This window comes from Alteromonas sp. (genome assembly GCF_984505615.1).
In genome coordinates this window covers 41,515-64,143 of the sequence record NZ_CFHOXV010000024.1, presented here as the reverse complement: position 1 = coordinate 64,143, position 22,629 = coordinate 41,515, and the positions used below count along the sequence as shown (strand labels likewise).

Sequence of the window (22,629 nt, the reverse complement as noted above, 5' to 3'; positions counted from 1 at the left end):
CCGCAGACACCCTGTAATACGTACATTGCGACAATAATTTTTACTAAAGGACTAACACAGTGCTGACTGTTTTACTTGTGGATGACGACCCTGAGTTTACCGAGGTAGCTTGCACAATTATCGAATTTTTGGGTCATGACATTCTGACCGCAGGCAACCTTGCCGAAGCAAGGGAATGGCTGGAAAAAGAAACCTTCGACCATGTTCTGCTAGATTTCATGCTCCCCGACGGTAGCGGCGTCCATCTTTTTGAAGAACTCGATGCCCTGCCTAAGCGTCCCAAAGTGACGTTAATCACCGGCCATCCTTCTGTCCGCGGCATTATCAAGGGCCTGTGCGGACCGAATATCGATTATCTGGTTAAGCCCATACAGCGTGAAGATATCGAAGCGGCCCTGTCCGGTAAAAAAGAAAAACCGGCTTCCGGTGGCAATAAAATTAAGAAGTATTTCGGTCATCTCATTGGTGAATCTGCACCAATGAAAGAATTATACAAGCTTATTGAACGGGTAAGCCGCACCAGCGCAAACGTCATGTTGCTGGGTGAAAGCGGCGTGGGTAAAGAAGTGGTTGCCGCTTCAATTCATCAGGCCTCTGATGTAACCGGCCCGTACATCGCCACCAACTGTGGTGCGTTTTCTAAAGAATTGATCGGCAGTGAATTATTTGGTCACGAAAAAGGCGCTTTTACCGGCGCGGTGAACCGTAAGGAAGGGGTATTTGAACAGGCTGAAAGCGGTACGCTGTTTTTAGATGAGATCACTGAAATGCCCATCGATATGCAGCCGAACCTGTTACGGGTACTGGAAAATAAAGTGGTCATCCGCGTGGGCGGCACAAAAACCATTCCGGTAAACTGCCGTGTCGTTTCAGCGACAAACCGCCGGATGGAAGAAATTGCTGAGAGCAAAGTATTGCGGGAAGACATTTATTTTCGTCTCGCCGTGTTTCCCATCACGATCCCGCCATTGCGTGAACGCAAGGAAGATATTCCGCTTCTGGCCATGCAATTTATTGAAGAATTCAATAAAGAAAATGATACCCGTTTTGAATGGGATGAAGCCCAGCTCGATACCCTCACTGCCTACGACTGGCCGGGTAACGTACGTGAACTGCGTCACTTTGTGCACCGTGCTGCCATCATGAGTGACCCGGACAAAACCAACATAGAATTACCGAAGACAATTGAATCCCCTTTCGCGAAAAAACAATCAACGACGACGGCGCTGGAAGCCGGACGGACCATTGAGGATGTGGAAAAAGAATTAATCTATGCCACTCTCGAGAAAGTGAACGGTAATAAAACACTGGCAGCAGAGATGCTGGGGATCAGCACCAAAACACTCTATAACCGTTTGCACGCATACGGTGATTTGAGCAAAGACGAGTCCTGAGGAAAGGATCCATGACTGATGAAAAGCTGGCGGTAATTGCAAAGTGGGTACATGATGCAAGAAAACCGCTTAACCGCATCTCCATGCAGGCCGAACTGGTAAAGATGGCGCTGAACGGCGATATTCCGGTAGAAAAAGCGCAGGAAGCGCTGGATAAAATTATCGTAAGTACAAAAGATTGCAGCCACGCCCTGACGGAAATGATGGATGAACTGGCCAGCGGCACGGCGGAATAATAATGTATGCTGAATAAAGTTGTTCAATCTGCTTACAGCTGGATCACGCTGGTTACCGTGGTCATTGTTATTATTACCGGAAATGCATTTTACGTTGTCAGTACACTGGATGAGCTTGCGTCTCTTGAGAGCAGGCTGTTCAGTACTAACCGCGTGATCAACGCTATCAATAAACTTCACATGGCTGTACTTCGTGCTGAATCCGGACAGCGGGGTTACCTGCTAACCAAAGATGAAGCCTACCTCACCGATTACACCATCACCCTGAACAAGCTCAATGAACTGCTTGAAGAAGTTGAAGCCGCATCTGTGGAATCGGATCTTCCCAAACAGGAAGATAATATTGAAGATTTAATCGATTTGAGTAAGGCAAAAATTAACGAGCTTATCAAAACCGTAGAGCTTACCCGTGCAGGCGAATATGCTGAAGCGTTGTCTATGGTCAATACTGATTTGGGCCTGAGCTTATACGATGAATTCGATTTACGTTATGACAGGGTGGATGCCACAGAAAGGGAGGCTCAGGTTAAGCATCTGGACAGCCTGATGCGTCTGCGTTCAGACTCGGTAACGACCCTCATCATTTCCGGTATCACCACCGGCTTGCTGATCATCGCCATTCTTATCTTATTGCGCCTTAACCTGCGGGAAACCGTTAAGCATCAGCGGGATCTGGAAGAATACAACGAAGAACTTGAGGAAAAAATTGATGTGCGGACACAGGCTATAAAGCTGTATGCTGATGAGTTGTCCAGAAGCAATCGCGAACTTGAAGATTTCGCTTTTGTAGCCTCTCATGACTTGCAGGAACCGTTAAGGAAGATTCGCGCTTTCGGTAATCGTCTGGAAGCCGGCTATGCGGATGTGATGGATGAGCGTGGAAGAGATTTTCTGCAGCGCATGCTCAATGCAGCTGAACGGATGTCGATGTTAATCAGCGACTTACTTGCCTTCTCCCGGGTGACCACAAGAGGTAAGGACTTTTCAGAAGTATCCCTGTCTGAAATTCTCGATAATGTCACCGGCGATTTAGAAATTGCCATAGAAGAAAGTAAAGCCACTATTAACGCTGGCCCCCTGCCGGTGGTGCAATGCGACAAAACGCAGATTGAACAATTGTTGCTCAATCTGATGTCCAATGCACTGAAATTCAGATCTGAAGATACCCCACCAGTTATTTCCGTGAGTTCCCGTCCGTCGACAGAGGAAGAGCTTGAACCCATTTTATTGAAAGATGAATACGATTGGGTAACCATCACAGTTGAAGATAACGGCATTGGCTTTGAACAGTCTTTTGCTGAAAAAATATTTGCGCCGTTCCAGCGTTTACATGGCAGAAGTGCCTACAAAGGAACGGGCATTGGACTAGCCGTTTGCCGCCGGATTGTTGAGCGGCACAATGGCGTTATAAAAGCATTCAGTGAACCGGGCAAAGGATCGCGCTTTGTCATTACGATGCCTGTCGATGGCGAACCGTTTGCGACAAACAGCGAAGGAGTAGTACAACATGTCTCTTAAACATGGCACCCCGATAAATATTCTGATGGCAGATGACGATGAAGACGATCGTCTGCTTACACTCGATGCACTAAAGGAAAGCCGGGTTCTGAATAACCTGTATTGTGTCGAAGACGGCGTGGAGCTTCTGGAGTACCTTCGACGCGAAGGGAAGTTTGCCGATCCGAAGGACTCCCCCCGCCCCAGTCTCATCCTTTTGGATTTAAATATGCCTCGCAAGGATGGCCGTGAAGCGTTACAGGAAATTAAAGCTGATGCTTCACTCAGAGGCATACCTGTGGTCATTCTGACGACCTCGAAAGAGGAAGAAGACATGCTGAAAGGCTATGATCTTGGCTGCGCTTCATATATCACCAAGCCGGTAAATTTTGAAGGTCTGGTTGACCTCATGCGGGCATTAGGACGTTACTGGATTGAGTTTGTAGAGTTACCCCACGATTAAGTGGGCAGCAATAAATAGTGCATGGGGAAATAAGTGTGGCAGAAGTTATTCGGGTTTTACTGGTAGAAGACGATGAGGACGATTATTTCCTCACCGCTGACTATATGTCCCAGTGTGATGATCCTAAATTCCACATCACTTGGGTAACAAACGGTAAAGCCGCCATCGATGCTTTTCAAAAGCGCACTTTTGACATTTGTTTGCTGGACTACATTTTAGGAGCGGAAAACGCACTTGATGTGCTTGCCACCTTTAAAGCTGCGGGTATCACCGTTCCTGTTGTTATTCTGACCGGACAGACAGACAGTCAGGTGGATGACATGGTGATGCGTGCCGGTGCAGCTGACTATCTGAACAAAAGCGAAATTGAATCCCCCCGTTTCATGCGGACCATGCGATATGCCATGGTTCGTCGCGAAATAGAAAATGAACGCATCGAACGTCACAAAGTTGAGCAACAGAATAAAGCAAAAGATAAATTTCTTGCCCACCTTGGCCATGAGTTACGCACACCGCTGACATCCATTCTGGGCTACACCGAGCTGCTGCTTGACGATGAAGCCAACGAACCGATGAACCAGGAATTGTCGATTATCCACACCAATGGCAAACACCTGCTCAGTTTGCTGAACGATTTGCTGGATATGTCACGTATTATGGCCAATAAACTTGAGCTTTCACTCAGAGAAGTGAATCTCAACGGCTTTCTCACAGACGTCCATTCACTGATGAATCTGGCAGCGAAAGACAAAGGGCTTTCCATGGAAGTCTTTTCGCAAAACGATATTCCGGATTTTATTACCGCCGATCCCACACGGCTCAGACAGGTATTAATCAACCTTATCAGTAATGCGGTTAAGTTTACTGATACCGGTACCATCCGGGTGTCAGTGGAAACCCTGCCCCCCCGAAAATCTGATAATAAAGAATTGCTGTTATTCCGGGTTACTGACTCGGGTATCGGTATGCCGCCGAACAAACTGGATGACATATTCCGTCCTTTTGAGCAGATTGAAGATGTTATGCGGGCTAACCATGGCGGCGCGGGTCTGGGCCTGGCGATATGCCGTGAACTGGTGTCCAAAATGGGCGGAGAAATCAGTGTTGAGTCAGTATTTGGCCGCGGCAGTACTTTCTCCTTCACCATTGATCCGGGTGACATCAGCGAACAGCATTTTGACGTCTTCCGGTTATCAGCGCCAACACCGGATGAACTCAGCAAGAACCATCTTCATGTCACCGGCCGGGTACTTATCGTTGACGATTTACGTGAACTGAGAAAGCTGACCGGTCATATGGTCAGTCAGTGCCATGCAACTGTGTCCTATGCTGAGAACGGCGTTAAAGCGCTGGAGGCCGTTTTGCAGGCTGAACAAGCGGGTAAACCTTATCACCTGGTGCTGATGGATATACACATGCCGGTGATGAACGGTATTGATGCCCTTAAAGCCATGCGTAAACACCAGTGTAATGTCGCCGTAGTGGCAATTACCGCCGCCAGCAGAAAAGGCCTGAGACAGTCGCTGCTGGACGAAGGATTTGATGATGTGCTTGGCAAGCCCATCGATAAACCGGCACTGTTTGAAATTTTGGATCGATATCTTATCAGCACACCCGGAATGGCAAAGCCTTCAGAAGATGAAGCATCCAATGTTAATAAAGCGCTTGAGTTTGTACCTTATAAAACACCTGACACAGAGTCCTCTCCCCCGCTTTCAGATAGCAGTGACAATCAGCCCGGCGATTCTGACGGAAAACAGGTATTACTGGTTGAAGATGATCACGATGCTGCAGAGTTGATGAAGCTGTTGCTCAGTCACCTGGGCCATAGTGTCGAGGTTGCACATAATGCCCGCGACGCGAGATCCCTCATCGCGATAAAGCCATTCGATGCTGCCCTGCTGGATTTAACCCTGCCGGATGCTGACGGGATAAGCCTTGCCAGTGATATCCGTCAGGACCACAAAGATTTGAAGATATACATTGTCAGTGGCCGCGAGCCTGATGAAAATGACTTAAAAAACGTCGACATCGCCGGCACGTTGCTCAAACCGGTTAACCGGAACGATCTCGCCACGCTGTTTTAGTAAGAGGTTGCCTGCAATTATTACAGGCAACCTGTAACAAACGCCGGCCCGGGCAAACCACATCAATTCACCGGAAACAAAAACCACTACTTATCAATGATTTAAATTAATACTCGTATTGGTACTGGCCTTGCAATACTCCTTGTGAACATTCCAAAAAGGAGAAATTATTATGGCTAATGCAGCATCAACCGCTTCACCAGCTTCAGCAACGAAGACATCTAACGGTGTGGCTGATTCGACTCATCCTTTTACAGACAAAGCTCAGGCTTCTCTGCACTCGTCTGTAGATAAGCTGGCTGAATCAGCGGCCCGTGCCGAACAGAATATCCGCTCCACCGCGTCTGACTCTGCTGAGAATATGGCAGCACGTAAGGCCCAGATGGATGCTAAATGGAAGGCCTCTGGCGTACGTAAATACGCCATTGAAAACCCGGTAGCCACTGCAGGTATCGCGTTTGCTGCAGGTATGCTGGTTACTTCACTTTTACGTAAAAAGTAACATGAGCGTCAGGGAGCCGACTGGTCCCGGTGAAGAGATGGTCACCGGGCACATTCCCGACGAAGCCCTGGTCAGTGACACTGACCGGGGTTTTTCTCCTTCCCGCTCAGAATCACCGGAAGGCCGTCAGGATCCTTACGCTGAGGACGCAGGCAACGAAGAAACAGAGACTTCCGATGAGTCTGATCCTTCGCTGGACGACATGATAACCAATGCGCAATGGGTGCTGTATCAAAAGCAGCAGGAATTGATAGCACTGGCGGACCTTACCGCGGCCGAAGTGAATGTGGCCAGGCAATCAGTGGTTGTCACCGGCATATCAATTCTGGCGTCATTCGTGTTTGCCTGCTTCTGCTGGCTCATCGCCAATATCGGTATCGCCATCACATTGCATCATTTTAACGTTCACAACGGCGTAACAGCACTGATCGTTTTTGTGCTTAATCTCGCTTTTGCGGTGGCTGCATTTGCGATAGCCAGAAATGCTTACCGCTATATTTCGCTGATGCCTGCAGTCAGAACGCTGTTGCAGGCTGTAGGTGTGAATAAAGAGGAAAAACAGGAGGAAACAAAATCATGAACCTGTTTTTAAGTTCGGCACTGCGCGCCCGTGACAAGGCGCAGGAAAACTACGAAATATCGCAATATGAAAGTGCGGTTGCAGTGAACCATGCTAAAGTGACAGCAAGACTTTTTGTTGCCCGCCCCGAAACCCTGCTTACCTGTTTCGGTGCCGGTGCCTGGAAAGGTGCAACCAGTGATGATCCGCCCGGCAAGCGCCGGCAGGCCCTGTTTGCTTTTGCCCGCACCGCAGTTTTCAATTTCTTAGGATAAGGACACCATATGCCAGGTTTTGCATCAGGATTAATGATTAAAACGCGCAACGTATTTTTACCGGTGCTAACGGCAAGTGTGCTGGTTCTCAGTGCCTGTAGCAGTGTACCGGACTCAGCGCCAACACCATATAAGGCGGCAAAATCTGAGAAACAGTACGGATATTCATCTGTTCAACTGTCTGATGCGGAGTACAGAGTGATGTTCCGCGCCACAGAAGCCACCGATGCGGCGCTGGTGCAGGAATATACTTTATACCGCGCCGCTGAAATCGCTAAGGCTGCCGGCTATCAGTATCTGGCTATCGTGAAAACAGATGTTGAACGTAAAATGACTACCGGCAAACGCCTGGTAAAAGACACCAGTGCTGCGCAGATCCCTGTACTGCAGGAAGAGCAATGCACAATGTCAGGCTGTTCCGGCGTAGCCCAGCCATTCCCGGCTCAAACCACAGACATGACCGTTGAAACGCAGACCATGGAAGACGTGTATTTTTCAATCATGGTAAGAATGAGCAATGATGCGGCAACCCTGGGTAAAAAAGCCTTTACAGTCAGGGAACTGCTGGCGAACAAACCTGCCTGATATCTGAATTGTAAGCATCGCCGGGGCAGTCATTTACTTATTCTGCCCTATACCTGATAAACGCCTGAAATACCCGTTTCAGGCGTTTCTTTATTGGCGCAAACGTTCCTTTCCTCTATTCTCATCATGTCGTTAATCAGAACCTTATATCATGATGAAAACTTTTAAATATTCTGCAGGCTTTACATTAATCGAGCTGGTCATCGTCATTGTCATTCTTGGCGTGCTGGCAGTAACAGCTGCTCCCCGTTTTATTGATTTATCTGAAGATGCCACCAATGCCGTTACTCAGGGTCAGATGGGCGCATTTAAGTCAGGCATTACGCTGTTACAGGCCAAATATCAGATTCGCCAGACAACGCCGATAAATATCGGCGGACAGTCTGTAGATTTCACTCCGGATGGTTGGGCTCAGGGGAGCACTGCGGACACCGCCGGCTGTGTGGACCTGTGGAACAAAGTTTACAGCAGTCCGGAACCGGTAAATGCGCTGGCCAGCTACAACAGTCCCCTGGTGACTGGCTGGAACGCTTACTACTACAGTGGCGCCTGCGGATACATTCTCGGTAATGCCGGCGAAGTATTTTACGATGACACCGGTAATCCGACTCAGGTCCATTTTGTGTACTTCACTCAGGATCTCACTGTATCTACCTATTCCGGTAATGCAGGCGATGTGAAAATGTACAACCTGTAATTGCTGTAAACAGCACTTCAAAGCCGGCATTGTTCGCAATGCCGGCTTTTACTTTTTTACAGAGCAAATTGTAAAGATGTATTTACCCGCTTCCTGCACACACTGCCTGTTTAAGCATCCGAAAAAAAAGCCTTATGTATCATAAATATAAAATTTGAGTAGCAGACATACCATATGGCCTGATCCCTGCAATTTCCCATACAGAGTTTTGCAACAAAGGGAACCCGCTGTGTCTGCTGCTAATTATCCGTCTGATAATATTTCATATCTCATCAATGTCCTGCAAAGCGGTATCTCGTTTTACAGCGACGGAATTAAAGCCGTGAGTTGCGACAGTACCCGCGCCTTGTTTTCCCGTATATTAAGGGAGAAGCAACAAGCCTGTACTGATCTCATGCCCTATGCAAATCAACAAAGTGACTTTACCGAAACGTCTCTGGTTATCGAAGCCAGAAAACTCTATACCCATGTAGTCAGTAAGCTTTCTGCAGACAGTGAGCAAGTGTTTGTTGATCAACTGGTAGCACTGGAATCACGGGTTTTAAAACAGTTCGATGATGCGTTAAACGAAAAACAGAGCCAGTCTTGTGCTCAGCTGTTGCGGAAAATCCGCACACGCATGCAGCAATGTTATGATGAATTATTATCCCTGAAACAAGCCAGAACGCAGTTATTGAAAGACCGCGCCTGAACTGAGGACGTTAAACGTTCCCTGTTATTCTTTAATATTCAGCGTATTAGCCCTTTCGACCCAGTCTAAATCGCGGGTCTGCTCATCCAGCGTTCCTTTTGCATCTTCAAGAAATACCTGACAGAAATAATCCACACATTTAAACGTGTCCCGATATTTTTTCAGTTGTATGTCCATCTCGTGCATAGCATTTGAAAACTCTGAGTTGGATTTTGATAACTCATAGTCACATTTCAAATAAGCACACAAAACGTCTGCAGCTTTCGCCAGCGCCACATGAATATCTTCTTTATCCTGCTCAATCAGAGGCTGGTAACGCTGACGTAGTGGTTCAGGTAACGTTTGAAGTAACATGGCTTCAAACCTTCGCTCCAGCTTCTTAATCGCCATGGTGGTTTCAGGGTCGTGATATTTTACCGGGCTGGGGATGTCGCTCATACCGGCAATTTCACTGCCTTCATGGAAAATAGCCATCGAGGCTACCCGGTCAGGCTCAACATCTTCGTTAAATACGTCTTTTGCAATTGCACCGAGCATGTGAGCAACCACTGCGGCTTCATAAATATGCGTCGATAGCATTTCTTCCTGAAACTGCGCCATCAATGGCCAGCGTTTTACGTTTCTTGCTCTTTGCATCAAACCGATAAATGCAGAATGGTTTTTACTCATGAATAGTTGTCCGTGTATCGAAAGCGGGACCGGCAACGGCTGGCGGGCCACAGGTAAGCCGGGTTAAATAAATGATGAAATATAAATCTAGTGTACCAGCGTCTCTCATGCACTGCATGAAAGCTTTCCGGAGACTGTGTAAAAAATGCAAGTAAGTTGTAACTACCGCCCTGTCAATCAGACCCAAACACAGCAAAACAAAAAATACACCTTAATTTTCAACAATTTAAATAATGGCACAATACCAGCATAAGTTAATATGTCATTTACTAGAGCAATATGAGGAAATAATTATGCTAGGTTGGGCAGTTACATTTTTCATTATCGCCATTATCGCAGCAGTTTTTGGCTTTGGCGGCATTGCCGGTGCAGCATCAGGCATTGCTCAGTTTTTATTCTTCGTGTTTGTAGCGTTGCTGGTGATCTCTCTGATCGCGAATGCATTACGCGGCAAATCACCTAGAGTCTAACAATATACATTGGAACAAGGAGAAAGGACTATGAACTTATCTAAATTAATGCTTAAGGCACTGTTAGTAGCAGGTTTTGCATTCTCACTGGCCGCATGCGGCGACGGTGAAGCAGAAAACGCAGGTGAAAAACTCGACGAAGTCGTTACCGATGCAGGTAACGCAGTTGAAGACGCCTGTGAAGATGCCAAAGAAGGCATGAATGCAGAAGACAAAGACTGTTAATCAGTACTGAGAAAACTCAAAACCAGACCTCCGGGTCTGGTTTTTTTATGTCTGGCGCCCCATAGCCTGTTTCAACAAAGTTGGCCTGCTTCTGATCAGATGATTCAGAAAACCAATTTTTTCATTCGTCAACTGCCGGTAGTCAAAATACGGCGTCACAATCAATGACCGTCGCAAACACACAGCAAAATCAGCCGTCAGCCATTCCACACTGTCTGTAAGTCCCAACGTTCCGGCAAAGGTTTTGCCCATCACAATGTTTAATCTGGCAGGGTTAAAGTGTTCCGGCGCTTCAAACCAGAGCGCTGTACTCCCCTGTTCTGTCAGCAAAAGCTCGTCACGATACTGTTGCCATGAGGAAATGCCTCGTGTCTGGCCGGCACTCTCTGACAACGCAAATACCCATTTTGCGTAAACATTAAATACTTTACGCCAGCCGTTTCCGCATTCCCGGTTTATATTCTCAATGAGGGTGCCATTTGCCGGCAACAATTGCCCCGCTGGCCCCGTCAAAGGATAATCAGGCCGGTTGGCCATAAATACCCGGATACTGGCCTCTTCTCTCCCTAACCCTGCAACGGAATCTGCCTCAGGCATTGCTCAGCTCCTTTCTCAGCCATCAGTAAAAAAGGCCTGCATCGCTGCAAGCCTTTATTCGTCTATATATCATACCTGATTGCAGGGGCATTACCCGCTACTTTTCTTACCAACAAAACGATTTAGCAGCGCCGGCAATAAACTCAGGTCAGTAAACAGTGCCAGCAGCATCGCCAGTGCCGTCAGCAAGCCAAAATACACACTGGGTAAAAAGTCAGAAAAACCGAACAATGAGAAACCCGTTGCGATAATGGTAGAGGTGAACAATATAGCCAGTCCGGAATGCCCGAAGGCTGAACGGCTCCCCGCGTCTGCGCTGCCATCTCCCTGTTTCATACCAGACAGGTAACTGTGTAAAAAGTGAATGGTATCATCGACAGCGATACCCATGGCAATAGCTGCAATAGTGATAGTCATAATATCAAGGGAAATACCGGACCAGCCAATGATCCCTAAAATTCCCAGCGTGGTGAGAATATTCGGTAGCAGCGCAATCAGTGTGACCTTAAGCGAGCGGAAAATAGCAAACAGCACCAGCGCCAGCACAGCATACACAATGCCGAGAGTTTTGATCTGGGAGTCAAACAGACGACTGAGAATATCCTGATACAACACGAACAGGTTAGTCAGTTCATACTGAGAGTCATCCAGCCCCGTGGCTTTTAAGTCAGACTGCAGTTGAGTCATAAACAGTTGACGGTTCAACCCTTCCGTGGTGTCCTGAATACGCGTAGAGATACGAAAGGCATTATCTTCTGCAGAAAAATACGCCCCCACCAGCTGATTTACCACCTTTTCATCCAGTAAACGGTAGATAGAGGTAAGCTCATACTCGGTAAGCGGTTTTCCGCCATTTAACTGTTTTGCCAGTTCAGTAAAATTCACTACCGACGTCACACTGCCTGTGGCGTCAAAAGCCTTGATGGCCGCCTGCGCCAGCTGCAACTGTGCGACAGAATCTGCCGTCAGCACCAGTTCCTTCGACGCGTTTTGTTCATCCAGTGTAATAATGACATCCAGAGCAGTAGAACCACCAAATTCACGGTCGATAAACGCCAGTTCTTTGTAGATTTGCGTGTCTTTATCAAAGTAATTAATAAAGGAGTTTTCAACATTAAGCCGTGTGATGCCCGCCGCCATAACAGCAAACACAATGAGCACAAACCCGCTGACAGCCAATGGTGCGCGCATCGATAGCCGGCGCAGGCGTTCCAGCAAAGCTTTAATAAAACTGTACTCTTTCGTTTCTTTACTGGCCGGTAAAAAGGACAGTAAAGCCGGGAACAGCAGCAAACTTACCGCCATGGTGATCAACATGGAAGCCAGCATCATCCATCCAAATGCGACCACCGGCTGCAAGCCTGAAAAGATGAGAGCGCCGAATCCCACAGAGGTTGTCAGCGTGGCGTAAAAACAGGGAGACAGTTTATCTTCCAACGTAGCGACAATGCGCTGGCGTTGAGAATACGCCGGGTTATCCCGGCTTATTTCACGGTAGCTGCCGATGACGTGGATCATCACCGCCAGGGTAAGGATAAGTTGCAAAGCCACAAAATTGGCTGAAATGACTGTGGTTCGTAAATCCAGCAACCCGAACAGGCCCATGGTCAGAAATACACTGACTGCACAGGACAGTAACGGAAAGAATACCCACTTAAATGAACGGTACAATAAGGCCAGAAGTAACACGATAACTGCAGCGATTGCGGTGCCAAAATTCACCAGGTCTGACTTGATGATATCTATAAGATGCTGGCCCACGACATAGGCGCCGCCAAGATAAGTGTTCGCTCTGTCAGACACAGACTGCGTGATTTGTTCAATTTGTTCAATTTCGGCTTTGCGCTGTGCGGTCAGTTGCTGCCGGATAGGGTCTGCCTTCGCCTTTAACGCTTCAATTTTCTTATTGTCGGCGTCACTGAGGCTCCCGCCGTCTAGTACTTTGGCCTGAATGGCGGTGATTTCTTTGTCAATTTCTGCCAGTTCAGGATTGTCTTTAAAAACGATCTGAATGCCCGTTGCGGTTTCCTGACGGTTAACCAGCAGATCAGTAAAAATCGGATGGCCTGACATCATCGATTTCATTTGCGCGGGAGAATACTGCTGCTTTTCCCATGACAGAGAAGCCACATCGGTATCGCCGGTAAGTGCACCGGCATCATTAATAAGCGGCACGGTGATAATGGATGTCACAGCTTCGACACGGTCGATTTTCTTTATTTCTGCCGACAACGCAGCAATATCATCAAATGTCTGCCGGCTGAACAGATCATGAGAAACCGGCTCATAAGCCAGCAGAATGAATTCCTGCGGGGCAAACGTCTGATCAGCAACCTGAGTCTGAATGTAGAGCTTGTTATCTTTGACCAGTAAGGTGTCTGCGGACGCATCAATGCGAAATTGCGATATGTGTAATCCCAGCCACGCTAAAGCCGCAATAAAGAAAACCAGAATACCCCAGCGGGCTGAAATGATTCCTGCCGCCAGCTTACTGGTTATCTTGCTGTTCGCGTTCACTGAGTTCGAAGAGTTCGTCACGTCGCTGTCCCTGAATGTACTGATTACGGAAAAAGATGTAAGGATCCTCAGCCTGCTCATACAGTTTTCTGTAAGTATCTGACTGATTTGAGAAGTCATCAAAACCTTCAAAAATCCTCAACTGATAGCTTTCCGGTGGTTCGGCAATGTAATTTACCGGATGGACAAACCCTTCGGTGAGCGTAGATAACGCGCCCCGGGAATCAGACGGACCTAAAATGGGAATAACCAGATACGGGCCGGAGCCAATATCGTAGCGTTGTAGGGTATTTGCGATGGTTTGCTTTTGCGGTTTGATGTCGAACCAGTCGGATGCGGGGTCGAATAAGCCGAGCAGTCCCACCGTAGAATTGATCAGAAAGCGCCCTAAGTTTGCACCAGCCTCACTGAACTCGCCTGCAAAGGTGTTGTTGACCAGATTCAGCGGCTCTCTGAGATTATCAAAGGCATTACCGATTTTGTCTCTTACTACACCGGGCACTACATAATGATAACCGTCTGCCAACGGTAAAAGTACATACTGATAAGACACATTATTAAAGCTGAACATGGCCCGGTTGAACCCTTCCCAGGGATCATTGTAATACACCTCACCACCGGTATTCCCTGACTCAGGGGTATCACCTACTGCAACCACTACCGGAGAAACGGATACGGCTCCCTGGCTGGTTTGCACGGTAACGTCCTTCCCTTTCGCAAGCTCTTCAGCCAGCGCGGGTTCGTTATTTTGTGATTGCTTGTTGTCCTGCGGTTGTACAGCAGAATTTTCAGGCGTGTCGGGCGCGCTGGCACAGCCGCCCAATAAAAATAAACAAATAATTAAGGCGAAAGCACCTTGTCTATAAGCTGGCATAGATACCACTTTCCTTCCTTTCGTGGTGATTCATTATATTTTGAGCCCGCTGCAGAGCTTCATCCCTGCTGTAGTCCCAGTCACTATCATCATAGTTACGGGCCAAATCAAGATAATGCTCAATCCTTTGCTTACGAATTTGATGAAACGAATTCGCCGGGTCAAATTCCAACTCATTAAATACCGCCTCAACTTCTGCCAGATCAGCACCGGTTGATGTTTCTGCCGGCGTTTCCCCCAGCCAGGTTGAAAGTTGCTTTCCGGACCCCAGAGCTACAAGGCTGGTCAGAAGTAACACTGTCATTACTGCAATTTTTAAGTAATTCATGTTTTTCACCATCGTTGTTTAATTCAAGGGCCGTCCGGATCGCTTTCCTGTACTTACTTAGCGGTCGCTGCCTCCGCCATCACTGCACCTGCTGTTGCCTTACCGGCTTTGTGGTCACGTTTGTCGTAGCGATCGAACCAGTTAAAAACTGGCTGCGAGTGAATGAGACGCTCAAATGACGTTGACGGTAACGGACGGTGTTTAGTCTTCAGAAATTTCATACTGCTCCCTTATGTGCGTAGAATTGAATTCCGGTAAATGACTTATTTACTCTCACAACTATTTTTAATATTCCAATTTCCGCGCCATATTTTTAAAGACCTCACGGATATGCCGCAAAGGCCACCGCCGTACTTCAACGCCTTGACCGGTCTTTCCGTAACCTACTGTTTTATTAGACTTAAGTATTAATTCATTATCATTGAAGAAAAATCAGAGGGAAAGGATGCGGGCGATTACACCCAAACAATTTACGTGGACCTGAAAAAGAAATGATACTTTTTTACTACAGGCGGGAAATATTTTCACAGACGGGAAGGAAGGTTTTTCAGCAAGGCTCACTAACCGGGACGCAATAAAAAAAGGGCTGAGATAACTCAGCCCTTTCCGGATTATGCAGTTAAAAAGTATTATTCGCTTTTCATCGCTGTTTTCTGTTGAACGACCTTCAGGTTGTCTTCAACGTCTGTAACATCTGTGGCGTTTTTCGCAATCTCAACGGCCAGGTCACGCTCAGCGTCTGAGTCTACTGTACCGGTAAGCGTAACATTGCCCTGCTCAACATCCACGTCGATATCAAAACCAGAAATGTCAGAGTCCATCAGTAAACGGGTTTTGATTACAGTCGCGATTTTAGCATCTGTCAGTTTGCCAGTTGCAGAGTCCATATCCATGTCATCACCGTCCATAGCTTCAGAGTCATGCTCCTCTACAACGGTCAGCTGGTTATCAACATCTGTTACGCCGTCGATATTCGCTACCAGCTCTTCCGCGAGCTTTTTATCGACAGAGTTATCAACTTTACCTGTCAGAATAACTTTGCCATTCTGAACATCGGTGTTGATATCGAAAGAATTCAGATTACCGTTAAACAGTAATGTTGCTTCAGCTTTGCCGTCAATCCAGGCATCCTTGGCACCTTCCTCCCACTTGTTCGCAGTATCCATAGATCCTGCAAAAGCAGAAGTAGTTAATGTACCAGCTACTAACAGTGAAAGAATTGAACGTTTCATAATTTTGCTCTCCTTAATTATCAAGCAAAATAAATGAAGCTAACTTCATGCCAGCAAATTAAATAACTGAAAGATATGATTTTTTATAGTGGACTCCAATTTTCCGCTCTTTCCCTTCATGCAAACTTTTCTCAGAACCCCGTATTTTTTACCTTGCATTTACAATTGCTGAAATCACCCCGTTTGATCGAACAGGACAGAAAGTCTTTATATAAGTAAGCTAAATATTTTGATTCCGGACAGTAATTTCAGCGGACGAGCCATGACAACAGTACTCTCTATCATTACCCTTTTCTTTATTGTGGCTGCAATACTGCCTCACATACCCGGCCAGCACTGGTTAATCCGCGTATGGGAGTTTCCCCGTTTGCAGCAGGCGTTTATTTTACTTGTGCTCACCTTAGTCTGGACATACTGGTATATCGAAACGCCCTTACTGGCGCTGTGCATGCAGGCCGGTGCTGTCTGTGCTTTGCTCTATCAACTTGCCTGGGTAATCCCTTACACACCGGTATGGCGCACGGAAGTGAATCAGGTACCGGCAACTGATGACGACCGCACAATAAGCATTCTCACCAGCAATGTATTAATGACTAACGATAACTATGACGCACTGATTAATCTTACCAGGCAACGTAAACCGGATATTCTGGTGACGCTGGAAAGCAACAAAGACTGGGAGCAGGCATTAACGGTCCTTCACGACGACTATCCTTACCGCCTCTCTTGTCCGCTGGAAAATCTTTACGGCATGCATCTTTATAGCCGGCGCCCCTTCGGCAACGAAAAAATCCGGTTCATTATTGAAGATGACGTGCCATCTATGGAAATCTGGCAGGAAATGGCGGGTACTCAGGTAAAAATCCATTTTGTACACCCTAAACCGCCAAGTCCCACAGAAAATAAATCTGCCGGACCCAGAGATAAGGAACTGACACGGGTAGGAAAAGAAATGGCAAAGCTAAAGCAGCCGGCCATTGTCACCGGCGACCTCAATGATGTGGCATGGTCACCGACAACCCGAAAATTCAGAAAAATAAGTGGCATGCTGGATCCCCGTCGTGGCCGTGGATTTTTCAACACTTTCCATGCGGATTATCCGTTGCTGCGCTGGCCCCTTGACCATGTCTTTCATACTGAGCATTTCGAACTGGTCAAAATAGAAAGAATGCCGGATGTAGGCTCCGACCACTTTCCCTTGCTCACAACACTGAGACTAAGAACTAGTCCATCAGTTAAACAGGCATAAAAAAACCTGTGGCTTTTCAGCTACAGGTTTACATGAACTCTCTTTTGAAGGTATTTTGTCAGGCTGTGATTGCCAGCGGTTCCTGTGTGGCAAAGCGTTGACAACGACTCACAATGTCACGGTAGTCTGAAGGATCAGGAACACTGTCATCTGCAGCGGCAAAGGCTGCGTTACCTGCGGGGTCTTGCCCGGGGTTCATCAGTAATACCGGCGAATCACAGGCTTGTTTTATTTGTGCCAGTATATCCGCACCGGGTAAATCCGGCATCGCCACATCAAGCAGAATAGCGTCGTACCGCTGAGCCTTGCTCAGACGGATAGCCAGCTTTCCGCTGGCAGCAAAATCCACTCTCCATCCCAGTCCGGTCAAAAAGCAGGTTAACTGGCTTGCTACCACAGGATCGTCTTCAACGACCAGAATTTGTAAAATTGTACCGGGGGTCATGTTGCCTCCTTGCTGTTTTCACACTCTGTCCGCATTTCTGCGACAGGTCTCATGGACCCTAAAACTTAAGGAAACGCACATTTAACTTGTACTGGTGCTACAGGTGCAGCAATCAATTTGCTACCTTTCTGCACTTCAATCTGCAGGATTTACGTTTGCAGAATTCACGCCATCTCTCTATAAGCGGCGTTTATTACCAATTTTTAGATACCACCACAATCAGTATTAACCCTAAATATCAATACATTAAAGAAATAAGCGTACTGATTTCACGATCAAAGGTAAGACAACATTACCATTAATGAAATTTGAAAAACAATTCTATCTGTGAATATTGTCCCCATGGCAGGTCAAATTGGGACAAGCCTCCCCGCACCTGCTCATTTTTTGTGCAAACGCAGGAAGAAATGAATATCAGGAAAGGAAGGAATTAATTTTCTGGCATGCTTTATCGCGGGATATAAAGTGCGCAAGAGCCAGCAACCGGTCGTCCCGTGGCCAGACCGCCTGATTGAGGGTACTGATATCGTTTTCCGATAGCCGCTGCGTATCCAGCATTAGCGCCAGTGCTTTTTTATTTGGCTTTATCAGCGCGGGTTCAGCTGCGGTAACCAGACTGACAGGGACACAAATAAATTCCCGCTTTTGCGGATCGCGGATCACGCAAATTTCATTGTCACTGGAAAGTACAGCCGGCCAGCCTTCAGCGATGCGGCTTTGACCAAACATGGCCAGCGTAAACGCAATCAGTACACCAAACACGGTAAGTTGGAAAACCTGAGATAAATCAGGAGCCATAACCACAATAATGGCGACTACAACACAAAAAATACACCACGCAGCAAACACCCGGCGCATGGCCTTCGGGCTGATACCGGAAAAAATTGTTGCGTGTTTAAGTTGCTCTTTATCGAGAGTCTTAACAGAAACCAGATTATCAGACACTACAATATCCTACAGAATAACTTTATACCTGAAACGTATAACCAATATGATAAAGCCGCAACTAATCATTAGTATGACAAGGATGGACCGGATGAACGGCTATTGTTACATGATTTCTGAGCCTGAATAAGGGCTTATCTTCCGTAAAGCCAAATAAATATCACTAAACTTCTCAAACGCTTAACTTTTGAACATGTGCGACAATTTGTCGCATGTTGGTTTTGCGACGCCGCCGTTACACTATCGCCGGATTTAATAACCGGAAAATGTAAGTGAAACCATTCCCCTATGCTGTGTTGTCTGCAACCACACTGCTCAGTACATTAGCTTCTGCCGGAGAAACTCCGGTGGAAACCATCGAAGTCACCACCCGCCAGCCTCATCTTCATGGTGATGAGAACCTCTCATCCCGTCTGGCACAAGCCGGTATCACGTTTTCAGCAGCAGGCGGTGTCTCTGCAATACCGGTGATGAACGGTATGATGGGTGACCGCATTCAGCTACTCACCGACGGTGTGCCTGTTACTGCAGCTTGTGGTAACCAGATGAACCCGCCTCTGTCATATGTTTCCGCCAATCAGGTCAATACCATTGCCGTTTTACCGGGCGTATCTCCGGTCAGTGCCGGCGGTGACAATATTGCCGGGGTTATTGCATTGTCTACTTTCACACCGGCATTCAATTCAAGTAATACGGTAACGTTTGAGAAAGGGTCGCTGGGGTATTTTTATCAAAGCAACGACAATGGCAGAACCCTGAGCGCTGATGCCACTGTTGCCAGTGACACATGGTATCTGAGCTATGCAGGAAATCAGTCCAAAGCAGAAAGCTACGAAGACGGGCATGGTAACCTGGTACCTGATACCCTTTATAAAGCCACAAACCATTTGCTGAGTGGTGGTTATCAGGATGCATCACAACGCCTGCAACTGAGCATTTCTCACCAGCGTATCCCCTATCAGGGCTTCCCGAACCAGTACATGGACATGACTGACAATACCAGTACAGGCATTACGGCACTGTACCAGCGACAGTTCGGAGATATTGCCCTGGATGCCACCGCCAGTACCCGTCATACCACCCATGAAATGGGTTTCTTCACGGCGGAGAAAACAGGCATGATGCCAATGAACACAGACAGCCACGATACTGCAGTAAAGCTGAAGTGGACAATGCCGGCAGATAACAGCGGTACCTTTGTTTTTGGTCAGGAATATTACGCCAATCGCCTGGACGACTGGTGGCCGGCTGTGGAAGGCTCAGCCATGATGGGCCCCAATGACTACATCAACATTAATGACGGGGAGCGGGACCGCCTTGCAGCCTGGGCTGAATGGTTGTCCGCCGCTGATAAAGACTGGCAGTACCAGGCGGGACTGCGCGCTGAATATGTCACAACGGATACCGGTGAAGTTCAGGCATATGTCAACAGCAGCATGGATGGAATGTCCATGGGTGGCATGTCCATAGGTGATATGACAACGAGCAGCGGGACGATGATGACAAACAATCTGGCAGCAGCCAGCGCATTTAATTCAGCAGACCGGAGTCAGTCTGACACACTGTTCGACGCCACGTTGCTGGCTACACGCAAATTATCCGGCGATCAAAGCCTGACCCTAGGTATTGCAAGAAAGAACCGCGCCCCTAACCTTTATGAACGCTACAGCTGGGGAGCCAGCGCCATGGCAACATCCATGATTGGCTGGTTCGGGGACGGCAACGGCTATATCGGCAACATCAATCTTGCACCTGAAACCGCCAGTACAGCGTCGGTGTCCTGGCAAGCTGAAAAATCAGACTGGGCAGCAGAAGTGAGTATCTGGTACACGCGGGTATCAGACTACATTGACGTCGATGTCTCCGGTACTTTCAACCGCACAGACTCCGCTGCAGGACAGAGAAACATTCTGCAATTTATAAACACAGACGCCACCCTTACCGGTGCTGATGTAAAAGCATCGAAGCGTCTGTTTGACAATGAAGCAGGGGCACTGACCTGGAAAACAGCGTTCAGCTGGCAACAAGGTGAGCGCCGTCACGGAGAAGGCAATCTTTACCAAATCATACCGGTACAGAATACTATGAGCCTGGAATATGCCATATCGTCGTTCTCAGGTGCATTATCGTGGCAATGGACAGGCAGTAAAAACGATGTGGATAACCGGCGGAATGAGAACACCACTGACGCCTGGTCACTGCTGCATCTGTCTACTGCATGGCAACAGGGTAATATGACTTTCCACTTCGACATCCATAATCTGCTGGATACCTGGTATGAAGAGCCCGCTGGCGGCGTCAACATTGCTCAGTTTAAGCAAACGCCGGAACAGGGCTTCGCGCAGATTGCCGGAAGGGGGCGGTCTTTTGACCTTGGCGTAACACTGGCGTTTTAGCCTTAACACTTTATACTCTGCGGTTGTACGCCGCAGAGCACTCTATAATCAGGCCCGCTCTGCAGAAGCAGTACGCCGGAATAACAGACAATGCGGTAATCCACGCTGATGCTACTGATCTTGCTCACCCTGCTACCCGAAAAGCGCCGGCTGAACGCCGTAGCGTTGTTTGTCTGCACGGTGCTGGAAATCGTGCTGATAAACTGGCTTATCGGATTGAACGGTGCGGCCAGTAATCCCTACGCCATCATATTACTGATCCCCCTTGTCGCCGGTCTGGTACAACTTCCCTTCAGGTTGGCCACGGCGGTATTGCTTATCAGTACCGGTGCCCAGTTATTACAACTGCTTGCTTCCCCTGCTTCTCATCATGATGGTATGGCGCAGCATGCGGCCAATATGGTGTGGAGTTTTGCCGGCACCAGCGTGTTTATCGCAGCCATCATTTTTTATTACCGCCGCCAGTTAAGAAAGCGCAATGCGGCTATTGTTGCGCTCAGAGAAACTCAGTTAAGAAATGAACAACTCCTGGCTATTGGCACTGCCGCCGCACAACTTACCCATGATGCTGCGACGCCGGTTCAGACAATTAATTTACTACTGGAAGAGTGGCGGGACAGCCCGGATCCGGCACTCATAAAAGAGCTCAGTGAACAGGTCAGCAGACTGAATGGTTTGTTATCTGACTGGCGGGAAGTGGCTGATGATGTCAGAGAGTCCCGCACCACAACCTACCGCAGCTCAGGATTAATCAAAGCATTACGGCATAGTCTGACCCTTGCCAGACCGGAAGCCCTTATTCACTGGCAAACCTGTAATAACGATTGCAATATTCACGCTGACCGCACCCTGCTGCCTGCGCTTACAAATATTGTCGTTAATGCCTGTGAGGAAGCGTCCGGTGAAACAGACAACGGCGTGAGCATCACTCAGGTTGTCAGCACCGGTCAATGGACGTTGCGGATAGCCAATCCGCTGAATAATGCGCCACCTGAACACGCACCGGTCATCGGCAGGCAACTTGTTCACAGCGAAAAAGGAAACGGGGTTGCCAGTGTGCTGACAAACGCAACAATTGAGCGGTTCGGTGGCAAAGTCAGTTGGGAAATTATTGATAGCCGGGGCACTCTCACACTTGAAACCACGGTTATTTTGCCGGCAGAGCAATAATGCAGACTATCTTTATCATTGACGATGATCCCAGACTTTCGCAAGTGCTTGCCAGACGGTTCGCCACCAAAACAGAATTTAATGTACATTGCTTTGCATCGGCCAGCGAAGCCATGCACCACTGGCAAACCGGTGTTTATGCAATTTTGCTGGATATGATGCTGCAGGATGAAACCGGACTGGATTTTATTGAACAGCTTGCCGCCCGCTTTTGCCCCCGACACCTGATTGTGATGACAGGATACGCCAGCATTCCTACCACCGTGCGGGCCATAAAAAGCGGTGCCACAGACTACTTAACCAAACCGGTTTCTTTCCAGACCATTTTGCAACGCCTCGGGGTGGTATCAGCCGCGGATGAAACAGAATCACTGACACCGATGACGCCGGCGCAGGCGGAATGGGAACATATTCAGCGCACCCTGCACGATCACGAAAACAATATTTCCGCTACAGCGAAAGCACTGGGAATGCACCGCCGGACTTTACAAAGAAAACTGCAAAAGATGTCACCGGGTAAATAATA

At 47.8% G+C, this 22,629-nt stretch carries 26 protein-coding genes; 17 read left to right on the top strand and 9 right to left on the bottom strand.

Annotation, left to right across the window (positions count from 1 at the left end; all coding sequences use genetic code 11):
• The first annotated feature begins 59 nt into the window (after window positions 1-59).
• The 11 genes from AC4PME_RS13500 to AC4PME_RS13450 all read left to right on the top strand — a co-directional run bounded on the left by AC4PME_RS13500 (window position 60) and on the right by AC4PME_RS13450 (window position 8,986).
• Window positions 60-1,394, top strand: a complete 1,335-nt coding sequence (locus tag AC4PME_RS13500; RefSeq protein WP_303574538.1) for a sigma-54-dependent transcriptional regulator — start codon at window positions 60-62, stop codon at window positions 1,392-1,394.
• Window positions 1,395-1,405: 11 nt separating this feature from the next.
• Complete coding sequence (locus tag AC4PME_RS13495) at window positions 1,406-1,630, top strand: histidine kinase dimerization/phospho-acceptor domain-containing protein (protein WP_119500980.1); 225 nt, start codon at window positions 1,406-1,408, stop codon at window positions 1,628-1,630.
• A 6-nt stretch (window positions 1,631-1,636) separates the two neighbouring features.
• A complete protein-coding gene (locus AC4PME_RS13490) occupies window positions 1,637-3,148 on the top strand; it encodes a sensor histidine kinase (RefSeq protein WP_491045700.1) in 1,512 nt (503 codons plus the stop codon).
• Window positions 3,138-3,590, top strand: a complete 453-nt coding sequence (locus AC4PME_RS13485) for a response regulator (RefSeq protein WP_491045699.1) — start codon at window positions 3,138-3,140, stop codon at window positions 3,588-3,590. The genes AC4PME_RS13490 and AC4PME_RS13485 overlap by 11 nt, the downstream gene beginning before the upstream one ends.
• Window positions 3,591-3,625: 35 nt before the next feature.
• Complete coding sequence (locus AC4PME_RS13480; protein ID WP_491045698.1) at window positions 3,626-5,677, top strand: response regulator; 2,052 nt, start codon at window positions 3,626-3,628, stop codon at window positions 5,675-5,677.
• A gap of 172 nt (window positions 5,678-5,849) precedes the next feature.
• A complete protein-coding gene (locus AC4PME_RS13475) occupies window positions 5,850-6,179 on the top strand; it encodes a DUF883 domain-containing protein (RefSeq protein WP_491045697.1) in 330 nt (109 codons plus the stop codon).
• 1 nt (window position 6,180) lies between these two features.
• Window positions 6,181-6,759 (top strand): hypothetical protein, encoded by a 579-nt coding sequence (locus AC4PME_RS13470; RefSeq protein ID WP_491045696.1) that lies wholly within the window; start codon window positions 6,181-6,183, stop codon window positions 6,757-6,759.
• Window positions 6,756-7,013, top strand: coding sequence for a hypothetical protein (locus tag AC4PME_RS13465; protein WP_303574544.1), 258 nt, complete (start codon window positions 6,756-6,758; stop codon window positions 7,011-7,013). The genes AC4PME_RS13470 and AC4PME_RS13465 overlap by 4 nt, the downstream gene beginning before the upstream one ends.
• A gap of 9 nt (window positions 7,014-7,022) precedes the next feature.
• Complete coding sequence (locus tag AC4PME_RS13460; protein ID WP_491045695.1) at window positions 7,023-7,598, top strand: CC0125/CC1285 family lipoprotein; 576 nt, start codon at window positions 7,023-7,025, stop codon at window positions 7,596-7,598.
• 151 nt (window positions 7,599-7,749) lie between these two features.
• Window positions 7,750-8,295, top strand: coding sequence for a type II secretion system protein (locus AC4PME_RS13455; RefSeq protein ID WP_269748666.1), 546 nt, complete (start codon window positions 7,750-7,752; stop codon window positions 8,293-8,295).
• Window positions 8,296-8,524: 229 nt separating this feature from the next.
• Window positions 8,525-8,986, top strand: coding sequence for a ferritin family protein (locus AC4PME_RS13450; RefSeq protein WP_161599135.1), 462 nt, complete (start codon window positions 8,525-8,527; stop codon window positions 8,984-8,986).
• A 24-nt stretch (window positions 8,987-9,010) separates the two neighbouring features.
• On the opposite strand, the gene yfbR is transcribed toward AC4PME_RS13450, so the two are convergent.
• On the bottom strand, window positions 9,011-9,655 hold the full coding sequence (yfbR, locus tag AC4PME_RS13445; RefSeq protein WP_119500972.1) for a 5'-deoxynucleotidase: 645 nt from the start codon (window positions 9,653-9,655) through the stop codon (window positions 9,011-9,013).
• Between the two features lie 293 nt (window positions 9,656-9,948).
• On the opposite strand from yfbR, the gene AC4PME_RS13440 reads away from it, so the two are divergent.
• Window positions 9,949-10,125, top strand: a complete 177-nt coding sequence (locus AC4PME_RS13440; protein WP_070125299.1) for a DUF1328 domain-containing protein — start codon at window positions 9,949-9,951, stop codon at window positions 10,123-10,125.
• A gap of 30 nt (window positions 10,126-10,155) precedes the next feature.
• On the top strand, window positions 10,156-10,350 hold the full coding sequence (locus tag AC4PME_RS13435) for a hypothetical protein (RefSeq protein WP_119500971.1): 195 nt from the start codon (window positions 10,156-10,158) through the stop codon (window positions 10,348-10,350).
• Window positions 10,351-10,395: 45 nt separating this feature from the next.
• Here the strand turns inward: AC4PME_RS13435 and AC4PME_RS13430 are convergent, their stop codons facing one another.
• From AC4PME_RS13430 to AC4PME_RS13405, 6 genes are all read right to left on the bottom strand, one after another.
• Window positions 10,396-10,947: a DUF6942 family protein gene (locus tag AC4PME_RS13430; protein WP_119500970.1), complete on the bottom strand. Its 552-nt coding sequence runs from the start codon at window positions 10,945-10,947 to the stop codon at window positions 10,396-10,398.
• 90 nt (window positions 10,948-11,037) lie between these two features.
• Entirely contained in the window at window positions 11,038-13,485 is a 2,448-nt protein-coding gene (locus AC4PME_RS13425) for an efflux RND transporter permease subunit (RefSeq protein WP_491045694.1), read from the bottom strand.
• Window positions 13,436-14,338 (bottom strand): MlaA family lipoprotein, encoded by a 903-nt coding sequence (locus AC4PME_RS13420; protein ID WP_491045693.1) that lies wholly within the window; start codon window positions 14,336-14,338, stop codon window positions 13,436-13,438. Before AC4PME_RS13420 ends, AC4PME_RS13425 begins: the two co-directional genes overlap by 50 nt.
• Window positions 14,325-14,666, bottom strand: coding sequence for a hypothetical protein (locus tag AC4PME_RS13415; protein ID WP_150154265.1), 342 nt, complete (start codon window positions 14,664-14,666; stop codon window positions 14,325-14,327). Before AC4PME_RS13415 ends, AC4PME_RS13420 begins: the two co-directional genes overlap by 14 nt.
• 53 nt (window positions 14,667-14,719) lie before the next feature.
• Entirely contained in the window at window positions 14,720-14,887 is a 168-nt protein-coding gene (locus tag AC4PME_RS13410; protein WP_161599134.1) for a hypothetical protein, read from the bottom strand.
• Between the two features lie 408 nt (window positions 14,888-15,295).
• Window positions 15,296-15,898, bottom strand: coding sequence for a BON domain-containing protein (locus AC4PME_RS13405; protein WP_119500967.1), 603 nt, complete (start codon window positions 15,896-15,898; stop codon window positions 15,296-15,298).
• A 262-nt stretch (window positions 15,899-16,160) separates the two neighbouring features.
• Here AC4PME_RS13405 and AC4PME_RS13400 point away from each other — a divergent pair, with 262 nt between their 5' ends.
• Window positions 16,161-17,147 (top strand): endonuclease/exonuclease/phosphatase family protein, encoded by a 987-nt coding sequence (locus AC4PME_RS13400; protein WP_491045692.1) that lies wholly within the window; start codon window positions 16,161-16,163, stop codon window positions 17,145-17,147.
• A gap of 58 nt (window positions 17,148-17,205) precedes the next feature.
• On the opposite strand, the gene AC4PME_RS13395 is transcribed toward AC4PME_RS13400, so the two are convergent.
• Together AC4PME_RS13395 and AC4PME_RS13390 are read right to left on the bottom strand one after the other, a co-directional pair.
• A complete protein-coding gene (locus AC4PME_RS13395; RefSeq protein WP_491045691.1) occupies window positions 17,206-17,592 on the bottom strand; it encodes a response regulator transcription factor in 387 nt (128 codons plus the stop codon).
• 414 nt (window positions 17,593-18,006) lie between these two features.
• Window positions 18,007-18,537: a hypothetical protein gene (locus AC4PME_RS13390; protein ID WP_491045690.1), complete on the bottom strand. Its 531-nt coding sequence runs from the start codon at window positions 18,535-18,537 to the stop codon at window positions 18,007-18,009.
• Window positions 18,538-18,809: 272 nt separating this feature from the next.
• On the opposite strand from AC4PME_RS13390, the gene AC4PME_RS13385 reads away from it, so the two are divergent.
• The 3 genes from AC4PME_RS13385 to AC4PME_RS13375 all read left to right on the top strand — a co-directional run bounded on the left by AC4PME_RS13385 (window position 18,810) and on the right by AC4PME_RS13375 (window position 22,627).
• Window positions 18,810-20,933 carry a TonB-dependent receptor plug domain-containing protein gene (locus tag AC4PME_RS13385; RefSeq protein WP_491045689.1) on the top strand — a complete coding sequence of 708 codons (2,124 nt, stop codon included), beginning with the start codon at window positions 18,810-18,812 and terminating at the stop codon, window positions 20,931-20,933.
• Window positions 20,934-21,041: 108 nt separating this feature from the next.
• Window positions 21,042-22,103, top strand: a complete 1,062-nt coding sequence (locus tag AC4PME_RS13380) for a hypothetical protein (protein ID WP_491045688.1) — start codon at window positions 21,042-21,044, stop codon at window positions 22,101-22,103.
• The gene (locus tag AC4PME_RS13375; protein WP_491045687.1) at window positions 22,103-22,627 is read left to right on the top strand and encodes a response regulator transcription factor; all 525 of its coding nucleotides are present in this window, start codon (window positions 22,103-22,105) and stop codon (window positions 22,625-22,627) included. Before AC4PME_RS13380 ends, AC4PME_RS13375 begins: the two co-directional genes overlap by 1 nt.
• Window positions 22,628-22,629: the final 2 nt, after the last annotated feature.

What these genes read in the sequence shown, in the direction of transcription:
- AC4PME_RS13460 (WP_491045695.1), top strand. Translation starts at nt 7,023, where the DNA reads ATGCCAGGTTTTGCATCAGGATTAATGATTAAAACGCGCAACGTATTT.
- AC4PME_RS13490 (WP_491045700.1), top strand. Translation starts at nt 1,637, where the DNA reads ATGCTGAATAAAGTTGTTCAATCTGCTTACAGCTGGATCACGCTGGTT.
- AC4PME_RS13465 (WP_303574544.1), top strand. Translation starts at nt 6,756, where the DNA reads ATGAACCTGTTTTTAAGTTCGGCACTGCGCGCCCGTGACAAGGCGCAG.
- AC4PME_RS13485 (WP_491045699.1), top strand. Translation starts at nt 3,138, where the DNA reads ATGTCTCTTAAACATGGCACCCCGATAAATATTCTGATGGCAGATGAC.
- AC4PME_RS13440 (WP_070125299.1), top strand. Translation starts at nt 9,949, where the DNA reads ATGCTAGGTTGGGCAGTTACATTTTTCATTATCGCCATTATCGCAGCA.
- AC4PME_RS13420 (WP_491045693.1), bottom strand. Translation starts at nt 14,338, where the DNA reads ATGCCAGCTTATAGACAAGGTGCTTTCGCCTTAATTATTTGTTTATTT.
- AC4PME_RS13435 (WP_119500971.1), top strand. Translation starts at nt 10,156, where the DNA reads ATGAACTTATCTAAATTAATGCTTAAGGCACTGTTAGTAGCAGGTTTT.
- AC4PME_RS13375 (WP_491045687.1), top strand. Translation starts at nt 22,103, where the DNA reads ATGCAGACTATCTTTATCATTGACGATGATCCCAGACTTTCGCAAGTG.
- yfbR (WP_119500972.1), bottom strand. Translation starts at nt 9,655, where the DNA reads ATGAGTAAAAACCATTCTGCATTTATCGGTTTGATGCAAAGAGCAAGA.
- AC4PME_RS13455 (WP_269748666.1), top strand. Translation starts at nt 7,750, where the DNA reads ATGATGAAAACTTTTAAATATTCTGCAGGCTTTACATTAATCGAGCTG.
- AC4PME_RS13395 (WP_491045691.1), bottom strand. Translation starts at nt 17,592, where the DNA reads ATGACCCCCGGTACAATTTTACAAATTCTGGTCGTTGAAGACGATCCT.
- AC4PME_RS13470 (WP_491045696.1), top strand. Translation starts at nt 6,181, where the DNA reads ATGAGCGTCAGGGAGCCGACTGGTCCCGGTGAAGAGATGGTCACCGGG.
- AC4PME_RS13410 (WP_161599134.1), bottom strand. Translation starts at nt 14,887, where the DNA reads ATGAAATTTCTGAAGACTAAACACCGTCCGTTACCGTCAACGTCATTT.
- AC4PME_RS13415 (WP_150154265.1), bottom strand. Translation starts at nt 14,666, where the DNA reads ATGAATTACTTAAAAATTGCAGTAATGACAGTGTTACTTCTGACCAGC.
- AC4PME_RS13400 (WP_491045692.1), top strand. Translation starts at nt 16,161, where the DNA reads ATGACAACAGTACTCTCTATCATTACCCTTTTCTTTATTGTGGCTGCA.
- AC4PME_RS13405 (WP_119500967.1), bottom strand. Translation starts at nt 15,898, where the DNA reads ATGAAACGTTCAATTCTTTCACTGTTAGTAGCTGGTACATTAACTACT.
- AC4PME_RS13380 (WP_491045688.1), top strand. Translation starts at nt 21,042, where the DNA reads ATGCTACTGATCTTGCTCACCCTGCTACCCGAAAAGCGCCGGCTGAAC.
- AC4PME_RS13430 (WP_119500970.1), bottom strand. Translation starts at nt 10,947, where the DNA reads ATGCCTGAGGCAGATTCCGTTGCAGGGTTAGGGAGAGAAGAGGCCAGT.
- AC4PME_RS13475 (WP_491045697.1), top strand. Translation starts at nt 5,850, where the DNA reads ATGGCTAATGCAGCATCAACCGCTTCACCAGCTTCAGCAACGAAGACA.
- AC4PME_RS13495 (WP_119500980.1), top strand. Translation starts at nt 1,406, where the DNA reads ATGACTGATGAAAAGCTGGCGGTAATTGCAAAGTGGGTACATGATGCA.